Consider the following 24,220-nt stretch of genomic DNA (forward strand, 5'->3'; position numbering starts at 1 on the left):
AGCGGGAATAGCTCAGTGGTAGAGCACAACCTTGCCAAGGTTGGGGTCGCGAGTTCGAATCTCGTTTCCCGCTCCAGTATTGCAACTGCTTTTGTCTTGCAAGCTCCCCTCGCCAAAAAATGATGTCGGTTAAATTAAGCTTGGCTTTCTTGCCCAATGCCTACCAGGCGATCGCTGTTATTCTTTTTCGTTAGTCTTGAAACGAGCGCCTTCGGCCCCATATATGCGGTTTGTTTGCAGGTTTTATGCTGCCTGATTTCTTTTCTTTTGTTGACAGGATCGTCCATGGCCGAACCGGCACTTTCTATTCGCGGGCTGACGAAAGTTTACGCTAATGGCTTCGAGGCGTTAAAAGGTATTGACCTGGATGTTGCTCAGGGTGACTTCTACGCGCTGCTTGGTCCTAATGGGGCTGGTAAGTCGACGACTCTCGGGGTGGTGTGCTCGTTGGTGCAAAAAACAGCGGGCAGCGTGTCGATATTTGGTATCGACATTGAGCGTGATTTTGCTCGTGCCAAATATCATTTAGGCGTGGTGCCCCAAGAATTCAATTTTAACCAGTTTGAAAAAGTGCTTGATATCGTACTGGCCCAGGCCGGCTATTACGGTATGTCGCGGAGGGTTGCGTTGCCGCGCGCTGAAGAGCTGCTGCGTGACTTGGGGCTATGGGATAAGCGAAACGGTACTGCCATGATGTTATCTGGTGGTATGAAGCGTCGGTTGATGATTGCGCGTGCGCTAATGCATCGCCCGAAGCTGCTGATTCTTGATGAGCCGACGGCTGGCGTTGATATTGAGTTGCGTCGCAGCATGTGGAGTTACATGCGCCGCATCAATAGAGAAGAAGGAACCACGATTATTTTGACCACCCACTACTTAGAAGAGGCCGAGAGTCTGTGTCGCCATGTGGGGATTATTAACCATGGACAAATCATTCGTAACACCAGTGTGCGTGAGTTGCTTGCTGAGCTGGACACCGAGACGTTCTTGTTCGACTTGGATAAACCGCTAAATTATACGCCGTCTATTCAGGGTTTTGAGGTGCATCAGGTGGATGCTGCCCAGCTTTCTGTTGCGGTGCAGCGAGGCCAGAGTATTAATGACATCTTTGCTGCGCTCAGCGAGCAAGGCATTCGCGTGGCATCAATGCGTAACAGAGCCAACCGCTTGGAAGAGATGTTTGTTTCCATGGTAGAGGATGGCCGTGCTGAGAGTCACGAGAAGGGGGGGCGCTCATGAATTTTACACAGACTGCTGTGGCGCTCTGGACGTTGGTCGCTAAAGAGATTCGGCGCTTCACTCGTATTTGGCCTCAAACGCTACTGCCACCGTCGATCACTATGACCATGTATTTCATCATTTTCGGTAACCTGATCGGTGCGCGTATTGGTGAAATGGATGGTTATAGTTACATGGACTTTATCGTCCCTGGTTTGATCATGATGTCGGTTATCACTAATAGCTACTCGAATGTTGCGTCATCGTTTTTCTCCACAAAGTTCCAGCGTAGTGTCGAGGAAATGATGGTGTCACCGATGCCAAACTGGGTGATTTTGTCGGGTTTTGTGCTAGGTGGAATGGCTCGTGGCCTAGGGGTTGGGGCGATCGTTACGGTAGTATCATTGTTCTTCACTCAGCTGACAATTGCTCACCCATTACTGACTTTACTGGTGATTGTGCTGACGTCGGCGCTGTTTGCGGTAGGTGGCTTTATTAATGCGTTGCTGGGCAAAAAATTTGATGATATCTCCATCGTGCCAACGTTCGTGTTGACGCCATTAACCTATCTTGGTGGCGTGTTTTACTCCATTTCGCTGTTGCCTGATTTTTGGCAGAGCGTATCGATGCTGAATCCGATCCTGTATATGGTTAACGTGTTTCGTTACGGCTTTTTAGGTGTGTCGGATATTCCCGTCGGGTGGGCATTATTGGCAATTTTTGCATTTATTGCGGTGCTATTTGGTTTGGCCTTGTGGATGTTAGAGAACGGCAAGGGCATCAGGAGTTGATTTGGTGAAAGAAGAACTATCCCGTGAACTGGCGAACTCTCCGTTGGGGCAGGCTTCAGATTATCCCACGCACTATGACCCCAGTCTGCTGTTTGGTATTGAACGGGCTGACAATCGTGCATTGATCGGTATTGTGCCGGAGAGTGGGAGAGCTGCGAAAGAAGAGAGTCGTGGGGTAGGTGAGGCGCGTATCCTGCCTTTTGAAGGGGAAGATGAGTGGCATGCCTTTGAGTTGTCGTGGTTGAACGCGCGAGGTAAGCCGCGAGTTGGAGTGGCGCGTTTTAGCGTACCGGCAAGCTCACCGCGGCTGATTGAGTCTAAGTCGTGGAAGCTCTACCTCAATAGTTTCAACCAGACCCGCCTTGATGATACGCAGCAGCTGCTAGTGATGCTGAAAAATGACCTAAGTAACGTGGCTGGTGCGCCGGTGACCGTTAAAGTGTTTGGTGTCGATGACGATGCCTTAATGCCTCGTCGGCTACCAGGTGAGTGCATCGACGGGGTAGATATCTCCATCGATGATTACACGCCCAATGCTGAGATGCTGAGTACGGACGACGAAATCGTCGAAGAAACGTTGCACTCGCATTTGCTTAAGTCGAACTGCCCAGTTACAGGTCAGCCTGACTGGGGTAGCGTAATGATTCGCTATCGCGGGCCGCGCCTCGATCGTGGAAGCCTGCTGCGCTATTTAGTGGGCTATCGCCAGCAGCAGGATTTTCACGAGCATTGCGTGGAGCGTATCTTTGTTGAACTAATGGCGCAGGCGCGACCTGAGCGACTGCTGGTCATGGCGCGTTACCTACGGCGTGGTGGGCTGGATATCAGCCCTTGGCGAGGATCGCCAGGGGAGAGGCCACCGGAGTCGCTGCGGCTGATGCGACAGTAGCCTTCGTCGTTGTTAATATGTCGAGAATTTTTCTCATTTGATACAGGAGGTTATACATGGACGCTATGACGTTGCTGCATCAGCGCCGCTCCATGGGTAAGTTAATCGGCCCTGTGCCCAGCGAGGAGCAGCTTGATGCGATATATCAGTCTGCCTTGCGTGCTCCTGACCATAAAGGGTTGCGACCATGGCGGTTTATAGAGTTTTCCGGTGAAGGGCGTGAGCGGCTCGGTGAGTTGTTTGCTGAATCAGTATTTCATGACAACCCGCATGTGGAAGACGTTGTTCTCGATGGGGTGCGAAAGAAACCGCTACGTGCACCGATGATTGTGGCCGTGATTGCCAGCGTGGTACCTGATCAGCCTAAGGTGCCAAAAGTTGAGCAAGTGCTTTCAGCCGGTTGTGCTGCTCACGCGATTCTTCTCGCCGCTCACGCTCAAGGGCTAGGGGCTATGTGGCGTACGGGCGATTACGCTTTTGATCCTGTGGTGCGTAAAGGCCTGGGGCTTAAGGAAAATGATGAATTGGTGGCGTTCATTTACCTGGGGCAGCAGGGTGGCCGTCATCTGGAGGTGCCGCAGCACGATATCAGCGATTTTGTTGAGCGTTGGGCTTAGTTCATCACGACTAGAGCAGTTTTTACATGCGAAAAATTGGTGTAGCTCACCCGCCCTTGGCTTTGCCGGTGTTGGGTAGCGAAGATGACCCAGACGTCTTTCTGTGCTGGCTGAGAGAAGCCATTCCCATGGCTGATGCTTTGAGTATCCGCACGATGCGGCGCGATGCAGAGCGGCTAAGCTGGACACTGCGACTGACCCCGAACCTTAATGATAAAGGTACCGGTTTTGGTGGTGCGCTCGCCGCTCAGGCGACGCTGCTTGGTTGGTGCTGGGTAACCCTGTGGCTGCGGCGTAATGGTATGAACCGTAATGTGGTCGTGGCCGAGGCCAGCCAGCGGTTTCTTGCGCCGGTTACTGATGACTACCATCTGCATTGTTTTCCCGCGTCAGCAACTGGCAGCACAGCGTTGGCTCAACGGCTGAGAGAACGAGGTAAGGGACGTATTGAGCTGGTTCAGCAGTTGTGGTGTGGTGGTACGTTATGCTTGGAAGCGGAAGGAAATTACGCCGTCCTGCCCGACGCCTGAGCTTATTGTTGCAGCCGTTGCTTAAAGTGACGAAAGTTGGCTACTCACTTGCAATTACGGGCCTTAATCGTTAAGGTACGCCGCGTCCTGACAACAAAGGGCGCTGTTTCGGGTAACAAGTTGCCATACTTGAACACTGAAACATATTGCGGAGGGGTGTCCGAGCGGTCGAAGGAGCTCGCCTGGAAAGCGGGTAAGCCGAAAGGCTTCGAGGGTTCGAATCCCTCCCCCTCCGCCAGAATTTTTCAAAGGGAATCAAGCAATTAGCTTGGTTCCCTTTGTCGTTTATGGCCATTGGGAAAGGTTTTGGGAATAATTTCACCTTACCGACGCAATGCCTGATAGCTCTCAGGCGGCCGCTACCCTTTTTGCTGCCGTCGTATACTCGATGGATCTTTACGAGAAGCTCTGCGTTCTTCACCGCTCTCTGACCAAGCCTTGGGTTTACCTAAGAGTAGTAATAAGCGGACCCCAATGCTTTTGTCGCTTCTCGGTTTGAAAACGTTGAAGCTTTTAGGGGGCTTACCTCCTGACGTTCTAATGCCTAGCGTTTCAGAAGCGGCCTCACTCTGTTTCTGTATTTTCTTCTTGGCGCCTCCTGGTGCTCTTGCTCCTCTTGCTCCTTTCGTATCGAACTTTCCTGTGCGGTATTTCTTTCGTCAGCATGACAGCATGAAACGGTGAATATCCAGCGCTTTGTCGGACGTACAAGCGGTGTGAACCCTTGTTGTGAGATCTTTCTTGTCTTTGAGTAGGTCAGTTTTATTTTCTTCACCAACGTTATGAGGGCGGATGTGTGCTCGTTGCGACCATCTTCTTGGAAAGCGCGGGCAGGCGATATTCGTTTTCATCCTGTCGTCGGTAAAGCCAATTTGCATAATCCTATGGTGTGTTTGGGTTTGGCGAGAAAAGTGAGTCGCGTGGTCAGTATTGGGTAGACATTTAATCAGGATGTAGATTTTTTATTATCATAAAATGATAATGTTTTTTTATTAAGTCCGATTTGTATAGTACTTTTTCTCAAATTATGAGGTGTTGGTTATGGGGCCTTCTGACCGAATGTTGGCATTGCTGAGCTGTTTGGCTAATCAAGGAGAGCCGATGACAGTAAAGTCGCTGGCTGAGTTGACTAGCCAGCCGGTTTCGACGGCTTATCGGCATCTTCGCCAGCTGCTGGCTTGGGGAATGATTAGTGAGCGGGAAGGTGGGATATATGCTCCTGGTCCTCAGGCAGTGCGTTTGCAGCAGGGATTCGAGCAGCACAATGTCCTGCTGCAGTGGGCGCGACCGACTCTCACGGGGCTAACCGGTGTCACTCGAGAAAGTTCTGCACTTCTGGTGGCCGTGCGTGATCACGCTCTTTGCGTGGAAATGGTTGATAGCCCTCAGCCGTTGCGCTGCTGCTATCACCGTGGGCAAGTTCAGCCTCTGTTCAAGGGGGCTAGCGCTCGGGCATTACTCGCATTTATGGGTGAGGATGAACGTGAAATGGCTCTGGCGTTGTACACAGAGAGCATGCGTGATGAGGCTATGGCTGGGCTTGAGGAGATTCGTGCAGACGGTTTTGCGGTCAGTTTAAGTGAAATTGATAAAGGTGTGTGGGGGGCGAGCGCTCCGGTTTTCAATGGCAGAGGCCGACTTAAGGCTGTGATCAGCGTTATGGTGCCGGAATCGCGTGCTCAGCAGCGAACCGCGTGGCTCATTGAGCAGACGCGACATAGTGCACAACGATTGGGAGAACTTTTGGAGTGAGCGAACAGAACGGGAATCAGGCGTTTCTTGCGCCATGGTGTGGGCGGGTTGATAGCGAAGAATGCGAGAGCTCACTTCGCTGGCATCAGGTTATGCGCCCGGTGTCAGAGGCTGAGAGGCCAGGGCGAGTGTTAGTCGGCTTTTGTTCTGACGCTGGAGTGGTTCGTAACAAGGGGCGTGCAGGCGCTAGTCAGGGCCCTCGTGCGCTACGCCAACAGCTGGCTAATTTAGCCTACCATCTTAGAGTCCCGCTTTATGACGCTGGTGACGTAGTTTGTAAAGAGGATGCTTTAGAGGAGGCGCAGGAGGATTTTTCTGCGCGTGTGACTAGCCTTCTTAATCAGGGGCACCGAGTGATTGGCCTAGGTGGTGGGCATGAGATCGCCTTTGCTAGCTTCTCTGGGCTATTCGAGCATGCTCGCAAACAAACGCCTGCGCCGCGTATCGGTATCCTTAATTTAGATGCCCACCTTGATCTTCGTCAAAGTGAACGTGCTAGCTCTGGTACGCCGTTTCGGCAGTGCGCTGAACTTTGTAAGCGCGAGGGTGCTGAGTTTCGCTATACCTGTTTAGGTGTTAGCCAGACAGGCAATACTGAGGCGCTATTCAAGCGTGCGGAAGATTTGAATGTAGAGTGGGTGCTTGATGATGCCTGCCGTTCGATCGATAGCCCTCAGGTCAAAGAAGCTCTGGACCGCTTACTGACCCAGGTAGACATGGTTTATCTGACAATTTGTTTGGATGTACTGCCAAGCTGGGTAGCTCCCGGGGTCAGTGCCCCTGCTGCGCGCGGCATTGAAGTGTCTTTCGTTGAAGATGTGATTGACTACTTGGTGCCTCGGGTCGCACTGCCATTAGTCGATGTGGCTGAGCTTAATCCCTCCCTAGATATTGAGTCGCGTACGGCGCGTATTGCAGCGCGCCTGGTGGAGCGGCTAGCACGTTGATGGCTCTTACAGTTCAAAACGTTCTCTAACGAAAATAAACACTTAGGCCGTAATTTGGCGGCAGTAAAAATGGAGCATCGCCATGCACTTCTCTCTGGATGCAGTGACTACTACTGCATTGGCTCTGCTGTTGCTCGTGATTGGAGCTGGTCTCAAGCACCGTATTAATTGGTTGAAACGCCTTTGCGTCCCTACGCCAGTGGTCGGGGGGTTTGGTTTCGCCCTGTTGGCTTGGTTGCTACGCGACTTAGGTATCGTTACTTTTGAGCTCGATACTGCTATGCAAAGCCCATTAATGATAGCTTTCTTCACTACTGTGGGTCTTGGTGGAAGTTTGGCCCTGCTCAAAAAGGGAGGTAAGGCCCTAGGTGTTTATCTAGTAGCCTGTTGGCTGTTAGCGTTGATGCAAAATGGCGTGGGCATAGGTATGGCAAGCCTGTTGGGTCTTGATCCGCTGATTGGGCTGATGGCTGGCGCGACTTCTTTAGAGGGCGGGTTTGGCGCAGCTGCTGCTTTTGGTCCAGAAGCTGAAGCGCTGGGTGCTCAAGGAGCGACTACTGCAGCTATCGCATCGGCCACTTTTGGAATGATCATTGGCGGTGTAATCGGTGCTCCTATTGCGCGCTGGATCATTGATCGCCGCCAGATTCCAGTTGTTGCTGAGGACGTTCATGATCTTGAGGAGCTTTCAGCGGAGGAGCGCCCGACTGTGGTCCGGATCGATGGTCCAATGTTGTTGCGCATGCTGGCGATTATTGTGCCGATAATGGTGCTTGGTGTATGGCTTAAGCAGAGCCTCTCCATGTACCTTGGCGTCATCTTGCCGAGTTATGTGGGAGCGATGTTCGTGGCCATTGTGCTGCGTAATTTAAATGATCGTTTTGGGTGGTTCAGCATGCCCGATAATGCGCTCTCGAGTATTGGTGACGTGGCACTTGGTGCTTTTCTGACCATGGCTATGATGAATCTTAAAATTTGGCAGTTGCAAGAGATGGGGGGGCGCTGCTTGTGATTCTGTTGGTGCAAACATTAGCTATCGTCCTCCTTGGTGTGTTCGTTCTTTTTCGTTTGCTTGGCCGAAACTACGATGCAGCAGTGCTTACTGCAGGGTTCATAGGTCATGGAATGGGAGCTACGCCAAATGCAGTGGCTAACATGAGTGCTGTGTGTGAGCATTATCGAGTGGTTTCTCATAAAGCTTTTATTATTGTGCCATTATGCGGGGCTGTGTTGATTGACCTTGTTGCCCTCCCTGCCATTACTTGGTGCCTTAACGTGTTGGCTTAAATGATAAGCTGAAGAAAAATCGCGCCCGCTGGGCTTGAGCTCGGTGTGGGTGTTACACCTTTTGCGCAAGAAGTATGTGTCATCTCTTTTTTATAATGAGCAGACCGTGCATTTAGCGGTGCCAGGGTCCTCAAGCTGGCTAAAGCTTGGTAATAGCCAGGTGTTTGAGGGGGTATAAAAAACCAACGGCCCACGCTATGAGGGCCGTTGGTGAAGTTTACTGTTAAATACAGCACAACGCGGCAGGCTGGAAGTCTCTGTGTTATTCGGGGATGACCTGTAGCGTTTGGTAAATCGGCAATACCTGTTTATTGAACTTGGTCGCTAACCGGGTAAGCTCATCAATGTTGTCTTGTGGCTCTGACAGCGTTTTACCCTCTTTAATGACCAGTTTATTCTGTGCCGACAGAATGCTCCATGCGTTATCTGCCATGGACTGGGGGGCGGTGGTGCCTTCGATATAGGCTAGAAGGAACATCTGATGAAATAGCGAGATGCGAACGCCGCCACCCGTTACGGGGCTTGCTAGTAAGTTGGTTTCGTTACCGCTGCGTACTTGGTTGAGTAGATGACGGTTGAGACGGTGTGACGTAGGTTTGGCTTTTTCAATGTCAGTATCCTGCTGTACTGCTTCAAGAGCCCCCTTGGCTGCCAGGATCGTGATGGCGTTACCTAGTGCGGCCAAGCTGATATTGTGGCCTTCAAGGCGCTTGCGTAGCTCACCGACTGAGATCGGCTGATGGTCTGCCAGCACTTCAATAACGGGGTTATAAATGTCTTCCCGTAGTGTAAAGCCTCCCTGCGAGGTGGTGATTTTTAGTTCGATGCTGTCGGGGGAGGCAGTCAGCATAACGCGTTGCTGTTCAAGCATGTCTTGTTGTTCGATCATGCTCAGGCGTCGCCCGCCCTTGACCCAAAGGTCGGTGCGGAACATGCGGTTGGTACAGAAATCTTTAACCGTTTCGCTGAACATCGGGTCGCTGATGGAGTTGAGTAGAGCGCGTTGGTCTTCGCTCAACTGAATGTTGTCTATATTGTCAGTGTAACGGGCAGAGGTTGCCCACTTGAGCTTGGCGGGAGAAAGCCAGCTGGCCATCTTTGAGAAGCCCATGGGCTCCCAGTCACGATTGAAGTATTCGTGAGCTAGGTAGTGTTTATTGTCACCGCGCATCTTTTCGATACGCCCTTTGATCTGCGGATTGTCTTGGGCAAATCTAGGGTTTGTCTTGAGCAGTTTGTCAGCAAACTCCATCGCCTCGTCAACACGGGTCAGGATACCGGCACCTGATGCGCTCATGACGTCTGAGTGCTCAACCAGCAGATCGCGCATTGGCACCATGGCTGCCCAGCCGGGTTGGGTGTTGTAGCTGATGTAGAGTACGCCACCAACTTTGAGTTTACGGCGAATGAAGTCCACTACAATCGTGCGATTCTCGTCTGAAATCCAGCTCCAGATGCCGTGCAGTCCAATGAAGTCGAACTCTGGTAGCTCTTCGCGGCTGGCAAATTCATCGAAGGCGTCGTCATATAGCTTGGCATCAGATTGACTGATGTTGGCGAGGTGTTGAGCAAATGCTGCCTGATTGGGGTTGAAGTCAGTGCCGTACCAGTTGATGTTGGATGCTGCTGCATGCAGGTTGGTGCTCATACCCTGGCCGAAACCCAGCTCACAGGCATTAATGACATCTGGTGGGCGCAGGCCAGCATTGATAAAAGCCAGATTGATTCGCAGTGGGTTCAGCTCATTGTAATAGCCAAAGGTGTAGTCGATATCTGCCACATATCCGGAGGTCCAATCGGACATAGCAATCACTCCTATATTTGTCGTAATGCCCATTACGGCGGGCTGCGCCTGCCTGCTTAGCAGACAAGAATGCGTTGATATATATCAAATAACAACGCAAAAATTTGTCACTTAACCAAGGTTTACGCTTGGTGGGCCTGCCATGACTATGTTGTGTGAGGCTTGGCTATATGGAGGCCATGCTGTCCTGGAGGGTGTCCAGCAGGCTATCAAGCAGTTCCGAAGAGCCAAAACGAAAGTGTGCTGGCGTTACCCAAGCGGGGCCCATGATGTCGGCTGCGAGCATCAGGTGTTCATGGGCTTGCTCCGTGGCGTAGATGCCGCCAGCGACTTTGAAACCCACGTTTTTCCTAGGGCTGGCTTTTATGGTTTCCAGTATGATTTCAGCAGCATCTAAGGTGGCGCTTACATCTACTTTTCCGGTAGAGCTCGTGATGACGTCGGCCCCGCCCTCGATGGCAAGCTCAGCCGCTCTGCCAATCAATGTGGGATCAACCAGCTCGCTCGTTTCAAGAATGACCTTCAGCGTGGCGTCGACAGCTGCTGCGCGACACATTTCGACCAACTCAAGGCCAGTCGCCTCATCACCTGCCAGCAGAGCGCGGTAAGGAAACACTACTTCGACCTCGTCGGCACCGGCGGCAACGGCGCTGCGGGTTTCTCTGGCAGCCGCCATCGGATCATCGTTGCCGTGGGGGAAGTTGGTAACCGTGGCAACTTTTACTGTGTTGGCGTTGGGGCCGTTTTCTGCGCTCAGTGCGCGTTTCGCGGTAACGACGAACGCTGGTTTGACGCAGACCGCCGCGGTGTTGCCCAAGGGGGTTTTTGCCTGTCGGCAAAGCGCTTCAATATCACTATCTGTATTGCTGTCCTTGAGGTTTGTCAGGTCCATGCAGGCCAGTGCGAGTCGAGCTGATTGTTGCAAATCGCGCATTTAATGCTCCAAAAACTGCTGATGATCAATGAGGTTTTCATCTGATGCTGCTATTTTGGACAAGATGGTCAGTAATTACACGGGGATTAGCATTTTTTGCTGGTCGTGTTTTGGTGATTTTTTAGTACTGGAGATAGTTCATGCGTGCTGCAGATATCATGACAACCGAGGTGATCACCGTCACCCCTGAAACTGAAGTGGGTGACGTGGCCAAGCTACTTGTTGAGCACAGTATCAGTGCAGTGCCTGTGGTGGATAGTGAGCGGCACATTCTGGGCATTGTGAGTGAGGGCGATCTGATACGCCGTATTCGTAAAAGCCGAGAGGGGGCGCCCCGTACGTCGACATGGCGCAAGATTTTTTCAGGCACTAGCGTTGAAGACTATGTGAAAACGCGTGGGCGCTATGCGGCTCAAGTGATGAGTACAGACATTCTGACCGTCACCGAAGACGAGCTGTTATACCGGATCGCTAGAGTGCTAGAGAAAAATAACGTCAAGCGGGTCCCCGTGGTGCGTGATGGTAAGCTGGTTGGCATTATCAGCCGTTCCAACTTGCTGCGCGGCTTTGCAACGGCTAAGCCTGATATTGAAGGCGCTTCTGACGACCTATCTATCCGTAAGGCCATTTATAAGGAACTGAGAAATCTCAGTGGCTTAATGGGCGAGCGTTTGAATATTATTGTGTCAGAAGGTCACGTGCAGCTGTGGGGGCTGGTGGAGAATAAAGAGCAACGCTGGGCTGTTCAGGTGGCTGCTGAAAATACGCCCGGGGTCACGCGAGTAACAAATCACCTGGGCTTTGTACCGCGCGGCGTGGGAGGCTACTAAGTCACGCTTAAGTACGCTTACCGTCGTGATGACCCGAGGGCGCGGAGCCCCTTATAAGGCGCTCCGTGCTTTCTGCTTTTTGTCGTTTGGTGTTTGTCTCTAGCGTTATCACTTCGTCAAGTGAGTTTCTGTGATCAATGTAACTATCAAGGATAATTACCACCTGCGTATTTCGCGGGTGTTGCAAGAGGGGCGCTCTCATCATCTGGATGTTGTGCTGTTTCTGCCGGTGGAGCTTGGCCTGACGACAAACCTAATGACGGAAGAGGCCTTTTATCACCGAGCGTTTCAGATTAAGCGCACGTATTACAGTGAGCGCCACCGTTTACCTCTGGTTATGAGCCGTTTAGCTGGTGCGCGTTTGGATGTTGATCAGTTTCGTCTGGGATTGAGTCTTTATGCACATCAATATGTGTTGGCATTAGAAGAGGCTAGCCGCTCATTACTTGAGCAGGCCCGTGCTTTGCGTAAACGTGTCAGGCGATTAGCGCGAAAGCCTGAAGAGGAGCGTACTAGCGAGGCTCAGCAGGCGATTGAAGACGCGCGCGCAGCGCTGGCGTCTCAGTTGAAAGATACGATTATGCTATCGCGCGGTATTCTCAGACGAATGCGCCGTCAGCGTCATGAGGAAGGTGCGTTACGCGATCATTTTGTCAATATTGATAATTATCTGTCGTGGCAAACAGAGCAGCGGCTACTGGCAGTTGCAGCACAGCTGCCCGATGACGGGGCGCTTGGTGCTGAGCGTTCGGCGCTATTGGCGTTGTGCCATAGCGAGAACGTCTACCGGGAAGAGTTGCGTTATAACCCGCCTGCCGTGGTTGATGATCCGGCGCGAATCTCTAATCGCATGCGTCTGCTGAGGCTGCTTATTGAGCAGCCGGTCACTCTCAAGCAACAGCAGCAAACGCTGGGTGGCGTCGAACAGCGCATGGTTAAAGCGGTGGCCACAGCTATGGTGATGGTGGTCGTCACCCTTGGTTTAATGCGAGCGCGCGAGCTGCTGGGTGACGTGACGGCGATGTTTGTGTCGGCGTTAGCTTTGATGTATGCGCTGCGCGAGGTGTTTAAGGACGATTTGCGCTCGACCATGTGGCGCTGGCTGAGGCGCGGCAGGCCGCGTTGGCGGAGGCATTACCGAGACCCAAACAGTAAAACGCCAGTGGGGCGTCAATTAGAGTGGTTTGATTACCGAGGTGTTGATGCGTTAGACGCAGAGTTGCGGCGAATGAGAGGTGGTGGAGCCGAGTGGCGCGGTGAAACCGTGTTGCATTACCGCTCGCGCTCGAAGATGTCGCCAACGCGCTTTCTCAGTGGTTACGATAAAACGCGCGAGAACCTAACACTGGATCTTTCGCCGATCATAAAGTTGATGGTGGGGGCGAACCAGCGTGTTTATGGCGTGGATAGCAAAGAGCGAATTACACAAGAGTTGGTAGAGCGTAATCATATGGTGCAGCTGGTGGTTCGTGATCGCGAAAGTGATGGTTCCTGCGTCATTCAACGTTGGAAAGTGGTGGTGAATCGCTCGGGTATTATGGATTTGCAGCTGGCTGATGAAACGCAGTAAAACGGGCTGAAGCCATATCCTTTGCTCCAGCCCGCTCATGCCTGGTTAGCACGTTAGTCAGTGATAGCATGCGCCTGGATGCGGTCCAGTGCGGCAGTCAGCTGCTCGATGCAGCGATCAACATTATGCAGCTTATCTAGACCGAACAGGCCGATGCGGAATGTCTGGAAATTCTCTCCTTCGTCACACATCAGCGGTACGCCAGTAGCTACCTGTAGGCCTGCTTCTGCAAAGGCGGCCACTAGATCAGGATTGTCGGTGTAGCTGACGACCACGCCTGGTGCTTCATAACCCGGTGCTGCGACACTGGGAAAACCGCGACTGGCGAGTAGCTCGCGTACACGCTGCCCCAAGTCAAGCTGCTCCTCACGCACGTTGTCAAAGCCATAGGCTTCGGTTTCGGCCATCACGCTGTGTAATTTTGTTAGGCCATCGGTGGGTAAGGTAGCGTGATAGGCATGACCGCCTTCTTCGTAAGCCTCCATGATGTTTAGCCACTTTTTCAGATCAAGGGCAAAACTATCGCTGGTGGTTTCTTCGAGAATCTCACGCGCCTGACGTGACAGCATAACCATGCCGCAGCCCGGAGAGCCGCTCCAGCCTTTCTGAGGTGCGCTGATCAGCACATCGATACCAAGTTCCTGCATATCGACCCAATCGGTTCCTGAGGCAATGCAGTCAAGTACTAACAAGCCGTTTTGTTCATGTATGGCTTCGGCAACTTTGCGCAGGTAGTCATTGGGCAGTTTGATGCCTGAAGCCGTTTCTACATGCGGAGCAAACACGATATCTGGTTGCTGTTCATGGATGGTGTCAAGAACGTCGTCAAGATCAGGTGGTGCAAATGGCGACGTCGGGTCATCTTCATTTAAACGTCGCGCTTTGCGGATATTAAGCTCAGCGGGAATTTTTCCCTCTTCAAGAATCTGACTCCAGCGATAGCTGAACCAGCCATTACGAATGACTAAACAGTTGCGCTGGCGCGCGAATTGTCGGGCAGCGGCTTCCATGGCGTAAGTACCGCTACCGGGAAGAATAATCGCTGAGTGAGCGCGGTAGACCTGCTTCAGAGTGGCGGAAACATCACGCATCACATTCTGAAACTTGGGCGACATATGGTTAAGTGCCCGGTCAGTGTAGACCACTGAAAATTCAAGCAGACCATCAGGGTCCACATCAGGAAGCAAGCTGGCCATGTGTTTCTCCAATTGTGATTCGGGCCTGAAACGAGTTGCTAAAGGATATGCTTTTAGACGTCAACAGGCCAGTTTGGTCGATGGTGATAATTAGTGGGCACGCTGCCCTGCTTGAATCGCGGTGAGGGCGATGGTGTAAACAATGTCATCGACCCGTGCGCCACGTGATAGGTCGTTGACTGGCTTATTGAGGCCTTGCAGCATAGGACCTACGCTAATGCAGTTGGCGCTACGTTGTACGGCTTTGTAGGTTGTGTTGCCGGTATTTAGGTCAGGGAAGACAAACACGGTGGCACGGCCGGCCACCGGTGAGTCGGGCGCTTTCTGGCGACCGACACTTTCAATGGCAGCTGCATCGTATTGCAAGGGGCCATCGATAATCAGTTCTGGGGCTTTTTCGCGAGCAATACGTGTGGCTTCGCGGACTTTTACCACGTCACTGCCGGTACCAGACTGGCCGGTGGAGTAGCTGATCATAGCGACCCGAGGCTCGATACCAAAGGCCGAGGCGGAGTGTGCGCTTTGAATAGCGATTTCAGCTAAGGTCTCAGCATCGGGGTCGGGAATAACAGCACAGTCACCATAGACGACGACTTGGTCAGGTAGCAGCATGAAAAATATGGATGACACTTGATTGTAACCAGGGGCCGTTTTTATCAGCTGGAAGGCTGGGCGTACTGTATTGGCCGTGGTGTGTATTGCACCTGAGACTAAGCCGTCCACCTTGCTTTCGGCTAGCATCATGGTGCCTAGTACCACATTGTCCTGTAACTGCGCTTTTGCAGTGAGCGCATTGAGTCGCTCGCCGCGTAGCGCCACCATGGGAGCGACATACTCCTGACGCACCTCAGCAGGGTTGATGACTGTCAGGCCGTCGGGAAGCGTTAGTCCTCGTTTGGCGGCGACGGCCTCAATCGACTCTCGCTCGCCTAGCAGCACGCAATCAGCAATGCCGCGCCGCTGGCAAATTACCGCCGCTTCTACGGTGCGCGGCTCATTACCCTCTGGCAATACGATGCGACGGCGAGTGCTGACCGCCATTTCTACCAACCGATGACGAAAAGCCGCAGGAGAAAGCCGCTTAGGTACACCACGACTCATGGTTTCACGCAGCCACGCTAGGTCGAGATGTGCGGCAACAAAGCGTGTTACCTGCTCAGCCCGCTCAGTATCATCTAATGGTATGTCTTTTCCCATCCTGTCCAGCTTACTTGCCGTGGTAAAGCTGTCGTGCGCTACCGTTAGTACAGGTAAGCCTGACGCTAGTGCCGGGCGACAGAAGTCAACCATGGCTTGATTAGGTGGCTCGTTGTGGGTCAGTACAATGCCAGACAGTTGCACACCACTGAGGGTGGCCATGGCGGCGGCTAATAGCGTGTCATCGCGATCGCCCGACGTGACGATCAGGCGGCCCGGTTGGAAAGCATGCAACATATGAGCAGCGCTGCGTGCACACAGGCTAGTGCCTAGTACTCGGCGGTTGGCCATGTCTCCCTCGTTGAGGCAGCGGGCATTCAGCGCCCGGGCGATATCCAGTGTTCGCGGCACGCTTAGGCCTTCCTGCCAAGGCACTGCAGCGATCAGCTTGAGTCCAGCATGTTCAAGTGGTGCTAAATGCTGCTGCCAGCGAGTGAGTACTTGGTGGCCTGATTCAGAGGTGGCTTCTGGTGCGGCAAGGCTGGTTTGGTGCTGTGGGGCGCTGACCGGCAGGCGCATCAGCATACAGCCTAAAACTCGACGTATCTGCCGGCCGCCGAAGGCCTGTATCTGCATATCAATTTGTTCAAGTAAGCCAGCGGCATCATCACTGTCGCTGCTGGCCACCAGAATAATGTTGGCATCCAGGGCGCGGGCTAGCTGGGCATTGAGCGTAGCGGCGTAACTGGTATCAGCATTGGGGGCTAGCCCTTCTACGACGACCACTGCCGGCGGCTCATTTTCTCGGCGCAACAGCGATAATTTGGCCACTGCCGATTCCATGAGCTCAGCGCTGCGATTATCCGCTAGCAACCGCTCCAGTTCAGCCTTTGGTGTGGGCGGCGGGGGCGCTAGCCCAAGCGTGTTAGCGATCAGCGCTGAGCTGTGGTCAAGCGGCTCTGTGCTTTCCTCATCTTGGCGAAGCGGTTTGAAATAACCGGCTTTTACACCCAAAGTGTCCAGCCCGCGCAGCAGACCAAGGCAGGCAGACGTTAGACCGACGCCGCCGTCAGTAGGAACCAGCAGCAAGGTACGAGGGGATGTCATTGATTCTTCTCCAGCAGGCGACGGGTTTCTTCTGCGATTCGGCCTTCTTCATCGGTAGGGATGACCCAGATTTCAGGACGCTCAGCGTCGCCTGTATCAATACGGCCTTCCTTTCCGCCCACGGTGTTGGTATTGGCTTTGCCTGCCAGGCGTAGCCCAAAGTGGGGGAGGCTCTCAATCACCCGAGTGCGAACCGCTGAAGCGTTTTCGCCAATGCCGCCGGTAAAGGCGATGCCGTCCAGGCGTGGCAGGGCGCAGCTTAGCGCTGCCAGTGACTTGGCTAGCCGGTAGCAAAATACATCGATAGCCAGCGTAGCCCCTTCATGGTGCTCAGAAGCCGCCTGTTCCAGGGTGCGCATATCGTTGGATAACCCTGAAAGTCCTAGCAGACCGCTTTGCTTGTTGAGTAGGTTATCGATGGCTTCGAGACGCCAGCCCAGTCGTCCTAGATGGGCGTGTAGGCCCGGGTCTACATCGCCGCTTCGAGTGCCCATGACGACACCCTCCAGCGGCGTGAGCCCCATGCTGGTGTCGACGCTTTTGCCTTGCCACACCGCGCAGGTAGAGCAACCGTTGCCTAAGTGCGCAATCAGCCAGCCGCCGTGGGAGCGTTCGCTCAGCGAATCAACGCGCTGGCTGACGTAAGCATGGCTGCTGCCGTGGAAGCCGTAGCGACGGATACCTTGCTGGCGATACAGGCGAATGGGAATGGCGTAACGATACGCTTTGGGGGGGAGTGTTTGGTGAAATGCCGTATCGAATACCGCCACTTGAGGAAGGCCGGGGTACAGGGCTTGGGTGGCCTGCACCCCGACAAGGTTCGCTGGGTTATGTAATGGCGCTAATTCGGTCATGCTTTCAATGGCACGTAGCACAGCGGGTGTGATGGAGGCTGCCTTGGTGAACCGCTCTCCGCCATGAACGATACGGTGACCTACCGCTAGTAGAGGTTGATCAGCGAGCCGCTCAAGAATAGCGCGCATCGCTTCCAAATGATTAGCGCCTTCAAGTGAGCAGGAAAACGGCGTGCCGTGGGTGTCGATACCTTTTAAACGGGCCTCATTACCACCGAGGCGCTCAGCCAGTCCAGCAATGCGCGGTTTGGCAGGGTCATTCGGCACCACTGCATATTTAACCGATGATGAGCCGCAGTTGATCACTAGGATCGAATTACCCATGACAGCCTCTTTATTTGAACCATGCCGCATAAAGCGGCGCAATATATCGAGACGCTAACACGGTTTCGACGAAAGGATGAAACAATGGTAACTGGCGTTGATGTAGGTCAAGTGTCTAAGCCAGGGCTGCGGTCATTTGCCACTGGTTGATAGCCTGACAGTGGGTTGCCTGGATGAGGTGGAGTAGGCAATAGTGTGCTTGTTTACACATTTTTATAAGGCTGAGCTATGTCGTTTCATTTTCATCGCCACACCTTCTACACCGTGCTAGTGGGCTATATGGCGCATTACGGCACTATCACAGACAATCCAGAGCAGATTAAAGCGGCACTGGAAGACACCGAAACAATGATTGATTACTCGTTGGAAAAAATGGATGTGGCGATTGATGCCGATGGTGCTGATACCATCAGCAAGGTGGGGCTGCAGTGGCTGGAATATGCCAGAATTCATCCAGAAAACCCTCAGGGGTATGCCGCAACAGCACAAGATATATTGGAAAATCATTAGTGCTTAAAGTAAGCCGCTATGAAGTGTAGGTAGCCACAAGAACCCCGACATTAGTGTCGGGGTTCTTGTTAAATTATGAGTAGAACGGTGTTGCGGTGTAGCGTACTAGTCAGCCTGATCAAGCCCCATCTGCCAAAAATCGATTTCCAAGCGGGTGGCTTCGCAAAAGGTGGTGGTCAATTGGGCAAAGCGCTCTGGTGTGATGTCGGCTAGGCGGGCATCGAGCCAGGTAATTTCGTCGCGCATTGCAGACTGAAAGGCGTCGCTTTCATACATTTGCATCCATTTCTCGAAGGGGTTGGTCGCGCCGCGCACAGTGAACGGCTGTTTGGCCTGCCACTGCGCTATAACGCCGTAGCCGACCAGGCAAGGAGCAAGAGCGACGTGTAAGTCGAGCAGGTCGCCGCGGTTGCCGGTATCCAGTACGTAGCGAGTATAGGCTAGGGTGGCACGGGCTTCTGGCAGCGTGGCTAGATCATTCTCGCTAATGCCCCATTCGCGGCAGTAGTCGATATGTAACTCAAGCTCTACATCGATGATTGTTTTGAGGCCTTCCAGGCCGTGGCGCAGCTCCGCCATGTCACGGCTTTTGTAGGTGGCTAGTGCATAGGCGCGGCCGAAATGCATCAAAAACAGGTAGTCTTGTTTGAGGTAGTGGCGGAATGCCTCGTCTTTCAGCCTGCCGCTTGCCAGTTGGCGTACGAAGTCGTGCTCGGTATAGGCACGCCATTCAATGGCACAGGCATCGGTCAGGTCGGTAAAGCGATAACTCATGATGGTCTCCAGTCGTTAGGCTGACTGCCCAGATTAAGTGAAACGCAGAATGCTGTGTTTATGCTGTTTACGCATTAGCGAGTCTGCTGCTCTTTCGGCAGGTGAAAGGTGAGTCTAGCAGTTGGCGTCGCTAAGAAATCATTTGTCTGCAGAGTCTTTGGAAATAGTTTCCAGTAGTATGCTGCGTAGGTATGATGAGGACTGCGTAGTTATTTAGTTATTCATATCACTGATATATATTCAGGAGCCTGTCATGAGCTTTTACGTTTACCTTTCCGGCGAGATTCATACTGACTGGCGCGATGAAATTCGCCGTGGTGCCGAGGCAGCAGGGCTGGATATTGTCTTTACATCTCCTGTGACCGACCATGACGCCAGTGATGCTGCTGGCGATATGTTGGGCGCGGAAGACAAGGCGTTCTGGCGCGATCATAAGTCATCCAAGGTTAATGCCATCCGTACCAGAACATTGATTGAGCAGAGCGATTTGGTGGTTGTGCGATTTGGTGACAAATACAAGCAATGGAATGCGGCGTTTGATGCGGGGTATTGTTCGGCGCTTGATAAACCCTATGTGACCCTTCATGCAGAAGATATTGTGCATCCACTCAAGGAGGTCGATGCTGGCGCTATGGCTTGGGCCACGACAACACAGCAGGTGGTTGAGATTTTGCGTTATGTTACCGCTGCCTGAGACGGGTGAGATAAGTTTGCTTGAGCGCTGATCTTGACGCGCGTGTGGCAGTTGTGGATTAAAAAAAGACCGACATATGATATGTCGGTCTTTTTACGTTCTGTTATGTGGCATCCGGTATCGGAGGCCTAGCTGGTGGGTGTGCGTTTCATCTCCGAGCGCAGACGGCGTGCGATAGCGCCTGGTGATCCGGTATGCCGAGCAAGCATGTCATAGGCAACGGGGACAACAAATAGCGTAAACAGCGTAGCGCTGGCCACTCCGCCAAAAATGACGACGCCAAGTACAAAGCGTGTTTCAGCGCCCGCACCGTTGGAAACAATTAATGGAACCGCTCCTGCCATCGTGGTTACTGCGGTCATCAATACTGGGCGAAGGCGTGTGACTGAGGCCTCAATCAGTGCCTCTTGAAACTCGCTACCAGCGTCACGCAGCTGATTGGCAAACTCGACGATTAGGATACCGTTCTTGGTGGCTAGGCCGATCAGCATGACTAGCCCCACTTGGCTGTAAATGTTGAGGCTTTGGCCGGTTAGCAACAGCCCAAACAGGGCGCCGACCATGGCCAAAGGAACGGTGAGCATAATGACTAGTGGGTGAACGAAACTCTCAAACTGGCCAGCTAATACCAAAAACACGACGAGTACACCAACGATCAGTAGGAAAGTGGTGGCGTTACCGGCGTCGAGATAGTCACGAGCAGCGCCCTTGACGTCGGGCTGAGCTTCGTCGGGAAGCAGCTCGTTGACGGCATTTTGTAGATACTCAAGCGCTTCGCCCATGGAGTAATCATCCGCGAGGTCAGCAGAAATAGTGATGGCACGTAATCGGTTGTAACGGCTGAGGTCACTGGGGCCGGCGTAATTGGTTAAAGTCACCATGCTCGATAGCGGTATTAGCTCACCAGAACGTGCCGAGCGCACCATGACACTTTCGAGAGATGTCGGGCTTGGCAGGCTGCCTTGTTTCGCTTCGAGAATGACATCGTACTCTTCGCCACCGTCTATAAAACGGGTAACGGTGCGCCCGCCAAGCAACGTTTCCAGTGTGCTACCAATTTCGCTGATGGTAACGCCCAGGTCGGCGGCGCGGGCTTTATCGATATCGACCCGCAACTGTGGTTGGTTTTCCTTATAGTCGCTGTCGGGGTTTAACAAGCGCGGATTATCTTCGCGGATATGCTTGATCAGGATGTCGCGCCACTCGGCCATCTCTTCGTAAGTGCCACCTGCCAGCACGAACTGCATCGACTGTTCCATGCCGCCGCCAAAGCCTCGGAACATGATAGGAATGGCTCGCACACCTGGCAGGGTGGAAAGTTTCGCGCGCACGTCACCGATGATAGCTTGCGCGGGCCGTCGTTCGCCCCAGTCGGACAAGCCGACGATGGCGAAGCCGCCGTTGTAGCTTTCGATATTGCCCCAGCCGCGTGGTGCACGAACGACAATACGCTCAATTTCACCACGCTCCAGTAGCGGCAGCAGCCGAGCTTCCACCTCATCCATATAATCGATCATGTAGTCGTAGGTCGCGCCAGATGGCCCGTTGATCAGAATAAAGAAGCTGCCTCGGTCTTCCATCGGCGTGTATTCACGGGGGAGTTGGGCGTTAAGCCATACCATCACGCTGACCAGTACTACAAAGGTGGCGACGACCAACCAGCGTAGCTTTAGCGTAACGACCAGCATGCGGCGATACAGGTTGCGCGAGAAGTTAAGCAGCCGCTGGACACCGAGAGAAAGTGCGCTTTCCTTTTGGTTGGGCTTGAGTACTTTTGAGGCCATCATTGGCGTCAGGGTCAGTGCCAGCAGCGTCGAAATTGCCACAGCAGCGGCCATGGTCAAAGCGAATTCGGAAAATAGGCGACCGATATCCCCCTGCATGAAACCCAGCGGAACAAAAACGGCAATTAGCACCAGCGACGTGGCGATAACGGCAAAGCCCATTTCATGACTGCCGCGTACAGCAGCGACCAATGGTGTTTCGCCTAGCTCCTGTATTCGCCGATGGATGTTTTCCAGCATGACGATGGCATCATCGACGATTAGACCGATGGCTAGCACCATAGCGAGTAGTGTGAGCAGATTGATCGTAAAGCCCATGACTAGCAGTGCAGTAAACGTGCCGATGAGTGCAATGGGCACAACAACGGCCGGTACTAGCGTAGTGCGCAAGTTACCTAGAAACAGAAAGATTGCTACTACAACCAACACGAGAGAAATCACAAGTGTTTGTATCACTTGGGAAATGGCTTCTGAAACAAAGACCGACGAGTCATGATTGACCGTTAGTGACATGCCTTCCGGCAAGCGTTTGGACAGGCGTTCAGCTTCGTTGCGTACGGCCTTGGACATGGCCAACACATTGGCGGTGGACTGCTTCATCATGCCAAGGCCGACCATGGCCTTACCATTGCCACGAAACAGTGTGCGAGTTTCGACCGCTCCGATTTCGATATGGGCCACATCGCCGAGCTTGACCAAATAGCCGTTATCGTCGCGGGCCAGTGCTAGGTTGCGAAAATCATCCGGCGTGTTAAAGCTGCGCGGTAGGCGCAGGCGGAACTGTAGGTCTTTTGACTCAATGGAGCCGCTGGGTAGTTCGACGTTTTCTGCCCTGAGGGTGTTTTCGATATCACGCACCGTTAGGCCGCGAGCAGCGAGTGCGTTGGTATCAACCCACACACGCATGGCGTATTCGTGGCCGCCCCCGATAATGACTTGCGAAACACCGTCTTGTACCGACAGGCTATCGCTCAAATAACGTTCGGCGTAGTCGGTGAGTTCGGAAATGTCATAGTCTTCGCCTGATAGGCTGAGCCACAACACCACATCTGAACTGGCGTCGGCTTTGCGAACCTCGGGCGGGTCTGCTTCGTCGGGAAGGTTGTCGAGTGAGCCTGAAATGCGGTCGCGGATGTCGTTAGCTGCAGCATCGATGTCTACCCCTAAGGAAAACTCAACGGTAATTCTGGAGTTGCCATCTGAGCTTGATGAAGAAATGACCTCGATGCCAGAAATGCCCGAAATTCTGTCTTCCAGCGGTTGAGTAATACGGCTTTCAACCACATTAGCCGACGCGCCAGGGTAGCTGGTGCTAATGCTGACGATAGGCGGGTCAATAGAGGGGTATTCCTGTAGCGGCAGGCGCGTTAGCGCGAGTATGCCAAAGGCTACTATGAGCGCAGCGAGCACTGTAGCCAGCACTGGGCGCTTGATGGAGAGTTCAGATAGTTGCATCAGAAGTTTGTCTCAGTGCGGCTAGTTTCTAGCAGCTGGCGTACGCTGGTGTCGGCGTCTGCGATGCCAATCAAGCGAACAGTGGCACCGTCGCGGGTGCGATCGGTGCCATGGCTAACCACCAGCTCGCCGGGCTGAAGGCCTGATAATACTTCGACTTCTCCGTGGCGGCGCTTTCCTTGTGTGATCTCGCGGCGCTCAATGCGCATGTCATCTTGATGAATGACCAGCACATGTTGCGTCAGGCCTTCAGCAATTACTGCTGACTCAGGCACCGTTGGACTGTGGCGGGCGTCGCGCTTGATACGAGCCTCCATCAGCATGCCTGGGCGCAGTTGGTGTTCGGGGTTGTCTAGCTCGGCACGTACCACCACGCTACGGCTGACAGGGTCGACTCGGGTGCCGATGTTGGTGATGCTGCCTTGAAAGAGGGCTTCCGGATAAGCTGAACTACGCGCTTCAATCAGCGTGCCGAGCGTCAGTTGGCCCAATTCACGCTCGGGTAGGCGGATATCCAATTTCATGCGCTCGAGTTTGTCGAGGGTGACAAGCTCCGTGCCGGGGGTGACCAGTGTGCCGACGCTTAGCTCGCGAAAGCCGACCACGCCAGCGAAGGGCGCGTTCAGGGTGTAGTTATCAAGCTGGGCTTGAATGGCAGCAATGGCGGCCTCTGCTTGGCGTAGCTGTGCTCGGCTGTCTTCGACCTCGGCGCGTGGCGCTAAGTTGCGTTCTTGCAGTTGTGCCAAGCGGTTAACGACAGCTTGACGCTCGTCGCGTAGTGCTTGAGCTGCACGTAGGTCCGCGCGCGTTTCTGCGGCGTTGAGACGAACTAACGTGGCACCCTCGGCCACTTGCTCGCCGCCTTCAAAATCCAGGGATTCGACAATCGCCGTCACGGTGGCGGAGAGCGTGATGCTTTCCTCTGCCTTCAGCGTACCGAGCCCATCTAGCGGATCAGACCAGAGAGTTGTGTCAACGCGCGCGCCGATGACTGGCGTAGGGGCTGGTTGGGCAGCCAGGGGCAGGGCGGTTAACACAAAGCAGATTAGGCTAGCTACAAGGGCAATACGGCGCCAATTCCCTGGCGCGAGTAAACTCAGCATCATGATGAATCCGGTTGAAAGTGACGGTAGTGAAACATGTGAGTAATCATTGACGACGATGAGATAGCTTACCGGTGTGTGCTGATCATCACCACGAGAGGTTACGAAAATAA

At 53.3% G+C, this 24,220-nt stretch carries 19 protein-coding genes, 2 tRNA genes and 1 pseudogene; 14 read left to right on the top strand and 8 right to left on the bottom strand.

What is annotated here, in order from left to right; translation table 11 throughout:
- The first annotated feature begins 1 nt into the window (after window position 1).
- The 10 genes and pseudogenes from H616_RS0109980 to gltS all read left to right on the top strand — a co-directional run bounded on the left by H616_RS0109980 (window position 2) and on the right by gltS (window position 8,031).
- Window positions 2-76 (top strand) — tRNA-Gly (locus H616_RS0109980).
- Window positions 77-285: 209 nt separating this feature from the next.
- Window positions 286-1,239 carry an ABC transporter ATP-binding protein gene (locus H616_RS0109990; protein WP_027967242.1) on the top strand — a complete coding sequence of 318 codons (954 nt, stop codon included), beginning with the start codon at window positions 286-288 and terminating at the stop codon, window positions 1,237-1,239.
- On the top strand, window positions 1,236-2,009 hold the full coding sequence (locus tag H616_RS0109995; RefSeq protein ID WP_027967243.1) for an ABC transporter permease: 774 nt from the start codon (window positions 1,236-1,238) through the stop codon (window positions 2,007-2,009). The genes H616_RS0109990 and H616_RS0109995 overlap by 4 nt, the downstream gene beginning before the upstream one ends.
- Before the next feature lie 4 nt (window positions 2,010-2,013).
- Window positions 2,014-2,898, top strand: a complete 885-nt coding sequence (queF, locus tag H616_RS0110000; RefSeq protein WP_027967244.1) for an NADPH-dependent 7-cyano-7-deazaguanine reductase QueF — start codon at window positions 2,014-2,016, stop codon at window positions 2,896-2,898.
- A 56-nt stretch (window positions 2,899-2,954) separates the two neighbouring features.
- A complete protein-coding gene (locus H616_RS0110005; RefSeq protein WP_027967245.1) occupies window positions 2,955-3,515 on the top strand; it encodes a nitroreductase family protein in 561 nt (186 codons plus the stop codon).
- Window positions 3,516-3,541: 26 nt separating this feature from the next.
- Window positions 3,542-4,045, top strand: coding sequence for a YiiD C-terminal domain-containing protein (locus H616_RS0110010; protein ID WP_027967246.1), 504 nt, complete (start codon window positions 3,542-3,544; stop codon window positions 4,043-4,045).
- 150 nt (window positions 4,046-4,195) lie between these two features.
- A tRNA-Ser gene (locus tag H616_RS0110015) sits at window positions 4,196-4,283 on the top strand.
- A gap of 803 nt (window positions 4,284-5,086) precedes the next feature.
- Window positions 5,087-5,797 (top strand): IclR family transcriptional regulator, encoded by a 711-nt coding sequence (locus H616_RS0110020; protein WP_035572988.1) that lies wholly within the window; start codon window positions 5,087-5,089, stop codon window positions 5,795-5,797.
- The gene (gene hutG, locus H616_RS0110025; protein ID WP_027967248.1) at window positions 5,794-6,744 is read left to right on the top strand and encodes a formimidoylglutamase; all 951 of its coding nucleotides are present in this window, start codon (window positions 5,794-5,796) and stop codon (window positions 6,742-6,744) included. Before H616_RS0110020 ends, hutG begins: the two co-directional genes overlap by 4 nt.
- 82 nt (window positions 6,745-6,826) lie before the next feature.
- Window positions 6,827-8,031 (top strand): annotated as a pseudogene (gltS, locus tag H616_RS14695) (sodium/glutamate symporter).
- A gap of 262 nt (window positions 8,032-8,293) precedes the next feature.
- On the opposite strand, the gene H616_RS0110035 reads toward gltS, so the two are convergent.
- Both H616_RS0110035 and deoC read right to left on the bottom strand, forming a co-directional pair.
- Window positions 8,294-9,835 (bottom strand): methyltransferase regulatory domain-containing protein, encoded by a 1,542-nt coding sequence (locus H616_RS0110035; RefSeq protein WP_027967249.1) that lies wholly within the window; start codon window positions 9,833-9,835, stop codon window positions 8,294-8,296.
- Between the two features lie 166 nt (window positions 9,836-10,001).
- A complete protein-coding gene (gene deoC / locus H616_RS0110040) occupies window positions 10,002-10,769 on the bottom strand; it encodes a deoxyribose-phosphate aldolase (protein ID WP_027967250.1) in 768 nt (255 codons plus the stop codon).
- A 140-nt stretch (window positions 10,770-10,909) separates the two neighbouring features.
- Between deoC and H616_RS0110045 the strand changes: the two genes are divergently transcribed.
- Window positions 10,910-11,599: a CBS domain-containing protein gene (locus H616_RS0110045; RefSeq protein WP_027967251.1), complete on the top strand. Its 690-nt coding sequence runs from the start codon at window positions 10,910-10,912 to the stop codon at window positions 11,597-11,599.
- Window positions 11,600-11,729: 130 nt separating this feature from the next.
- On the top strand, window positions 11,730-13,169 hold the full coding sequence (locus tag H616_RS0110050; protein ID WP_027967252.1) for a hypothetical protein: 1,440 nt from the start codon (window positions 11,730-11,732) through the stop codon (window positions 13,167-13,169).
- Between the two features lie 53 nt (window positions 13,170-13,222).
- Here the strand turns inward: H616_RS0110050 and H616_RS0110055 are convergent, their stop codons facing one another.
- From H616_RS0110055 to H616_RS0110065, 3 genes are all read right to left on the bottom strand, one after another.
- Window positions 13,223-14,365 carry an aminotransferase class V-fold PLP-dependent enzyme gene (locus tag H616_RS0110055; RefSeq protein ID WP_027967253.1) on the bottom strand — a complete coding sequence of 381 codons (1,143 nt, stop codon included), beginning with the start codon at window positions 14,363-14,365 and terminating at the stop codon, window positions 13,223-13,225.
- A 90-nt stretch (window positions 14,366-14,455) separates the two neighbouring features.
- Window positions 14,456-16,609 carry a phosphate acetyltransferase gene (gene pta / locus H616_RS0110060; protein WP_027967254.1) on the bottom strand — a complete coding sequence of 718 codons (2,154 nt, stop codon included), beginning with the start codon at window positions 16,607-16,609 and terminating at the stop codon, window positions 14,456-14,458.
- Window positions 16,606-17,787 (bottom strand): acetate/propionate family kinase, encoded by a 1,182-nt coding sequence (locus tag H616_RS0110065; protein WP_027967255.1) that lies wholly within the window; start codon window positions 17,785-17,787, stop codon window positions 16,606-16,608. The genes pta and H616_RS0110065 overlap by 4 nt, the downstream gene beginning before the upstream one ends.
- A 228-nt stretch (window positions 17,788-18,015) precedes the next feature.
- Between H616_RS0110065 and H616_RS0110070 the strand changes: the two genes are divergently transcribed.
- Window positions 18,016-18,297 carry a hypothetical protein gene (locus H616_RS0110070; RefSeq protein WP_027967256.1) on the top strand — a complete coding sequence of 94 codons (282 nt, stop codon included), beginning with the start codon at window positions 18,016-18,018 and terminating at the stop codon, window positions 18,295-18,297.
- Between the two features lie 105 nt (window positions 18,298-18,402).
- On the opposite strand, the gene tenA is transcribed toward H616_RS0110070, so the two are convergent.
- The gene (gene tenA, locus H616_RS0110075) at window positions 18,403-19,071 is read right to left on the bottom strand and encodes a thiaminase II (protein WP_027967257.1); all 669 of its coding nucleotides are present in this window, start codon (window positions 19,069-19,071) and stop codon (window positions 18,403-18,405) included.
- A 253-nt stretch (window positions 19,072-19,324) separates the two neighbouring features.
- Here tenA and H616_RS0110080 point away from each other — a divergent pair, with 253 nt between their 5' ends.
- The gene (locus H616_RS0110080; RefSeq protein WP_027967258.1) at window positions 19,325-19,765 is read left to right on the top strand and encodes a YtoQ family protein; all 441 of its coding nucleotides are present in this window, start codon (window positions 19,325-19,327) and stop codon (window positions 19,763-19,765) included.
- Window positions 19,766-19,893: 128 nt separating this feature from the next.
- Here H616_RS0110080 and H616_RS0110085 read toward each other — a convergent pair whose 3' ends face one another.
- Both H616_RS0110085 and H616_RS0110090 read right to left on the bottom strand, forming a co-directional pair.
- Window positions 19,894-23,004, bottom strand: coding sequence for an efflux RND transporter permease subunit (locus H616_RS0110085; protein ID WP_027967259.1), 3,111 nt, complete (start codon window positions 23,002-23,004; stop codon window positions 19,894-19,896).
- Window positions 23,004-24,110, bottom strand: a complete 1,107-nt coding sequence (locus tag H616_RS0110090; RefSeq protein WP_035572989.1) for an efflux RND transporter periplasmic adaptor subunit — start codon at window positions 24,108-24,110, stop codon at window positions 23,004-23,006. The genes H616_RS0110085 and H616_RS0110090 overlap by 1 nt, the downstream gene beginning before the upstream one ends.
- Window positions 24,111-24,220: the final 110 nt, after the last annotated feature.

This window comes from Halomonas halocynthiae DSM 14573 (assembly GCF_000425725.1).
Lineage (GTDB): Bacteria > Pseudomonadota > Gammaproteobacteria > Pseudomonadales > Halomonadaceae > Halomonas > Halomonas halocynthiae.

What these genes read in the sequence shown, in the direction of transcription:
- H616_RS0110065 (WP_027967255.1), bottom strand. Translation starts at nt 17,787, where the DNA reads ATGGGTAATTCGATCCTAGTGATCAACTGCGGCTCATCATCGGTTAAA.
- tenA (WP_027967257.1), bottom strand. Translation starts at nt 19,071, where the DNA reads ATGAGTTATCGCTTTACCGACCTGACCGATGCCTGTGCCATTGAATGG.
- H616_RS0110090 (WP_035572989.1), bottom strand. Translation starts at nt 24,110, where the DNA reads ATGATGCTGAGTTTACTCGCGCCAGGGAATTGGCGCCGTATTGCCCTT.
- H616_RS0110005 (WP_027967245.1), top strand. Translation starts at nt 2,955, where the DNA reads ATGGACGCTATGACGTTGCTGCATCAGCGCCGCTCCATGGGTAAGTTA.
- H616_RS0110010 (WP_027967246.1), top strand. Translation starts at nt 3,542, where the DNA reads ATGCGAAAAATTGGTGTAGCTCACCCGCCCTTGGCTTTGCCGGTGTTG.
- H616_RS0110035 (WP_027967249.1), bottom strand. Translation starts at nt 9,835, where the DNA reads ATGTCCGATTGGACCTCCGGATATGTGGCAGATATCGACTACACCTTT.
- H616_RS0110080 (WP_027967258.1), top strand. Translation starts at nt 19,325, where the DNA reads ATGAGCTTTTACGTTTACCTTTCCGGCGAGATTCATACTGACTGGCGC.
- H616_RS0109995 (WP_027967243.1), top strand. Translation starts at nt 1,236, where the DNA reads ATGAATTTTACACAGACTGCTGTGGCGCTCTGGACGTTGGTCGCTAAA.
- H616_RS0110045 (WP_027967251.1), top strand. Translation starts at nt 10,910, where the DNA reads ATGCGTGCTGCAGATATCATGACAACCGAGGTGATCACCGTCACCCCT.
- H616_RS0110020 (WP_035572988.1), top strand. Translation starts at nt 5,087, where the DNA reads ATGGGGCCTTCTGACCGAATGTTGGCATTGCTGAGCTGTTTGGCTAAT.
- H616_RS0109990 (WP_027967242.1), top strand. Translation starts at nt 286, where the DNA reads ATGGCCGAACCGGCACTTTCTATTCGCGGGCTGACGAAAGTTTACGCT.
- H616_RS0110055 (WP_027967253.1), bottom strand. Translation starts at nt 14,365, where the DNA reads ATGGCCAGCTTGCTTCCTGATGTGGACCCTGATGGTCTGCTTGAATTT.
- H616_RS0110070 (WP_027967256.1), top strand. Translation starts at nt 18,016, where the DNA reads ATGTCGTTTCATTTTCATCGCCACACCTTCTACACCGTGCTAGTGGGC.
- H616_RS0110085 (WP_027967259.1), bottom strand. Translation starts at nt 23,004, where the DNA reads ATGCAACTATCTGAACTCTCCATCAAGCGCCCAGTGCTGGCTACAGTG.
- pta (WP_027967254.1), bottom strand. Translation starts at nt 16,609, where the DNA reads ATGACATCCCCTCGTACCTTGCTGCTGGTTCCTACTGACGGCGGCGTC.
- deoC (WP_027967250.1), bottom strand. Translation starts at nt 10,769, where the DNA reads ATGCGCGATTTGCAACAATCAGCTCGACTCGCACTGGCCTGCATGGAC.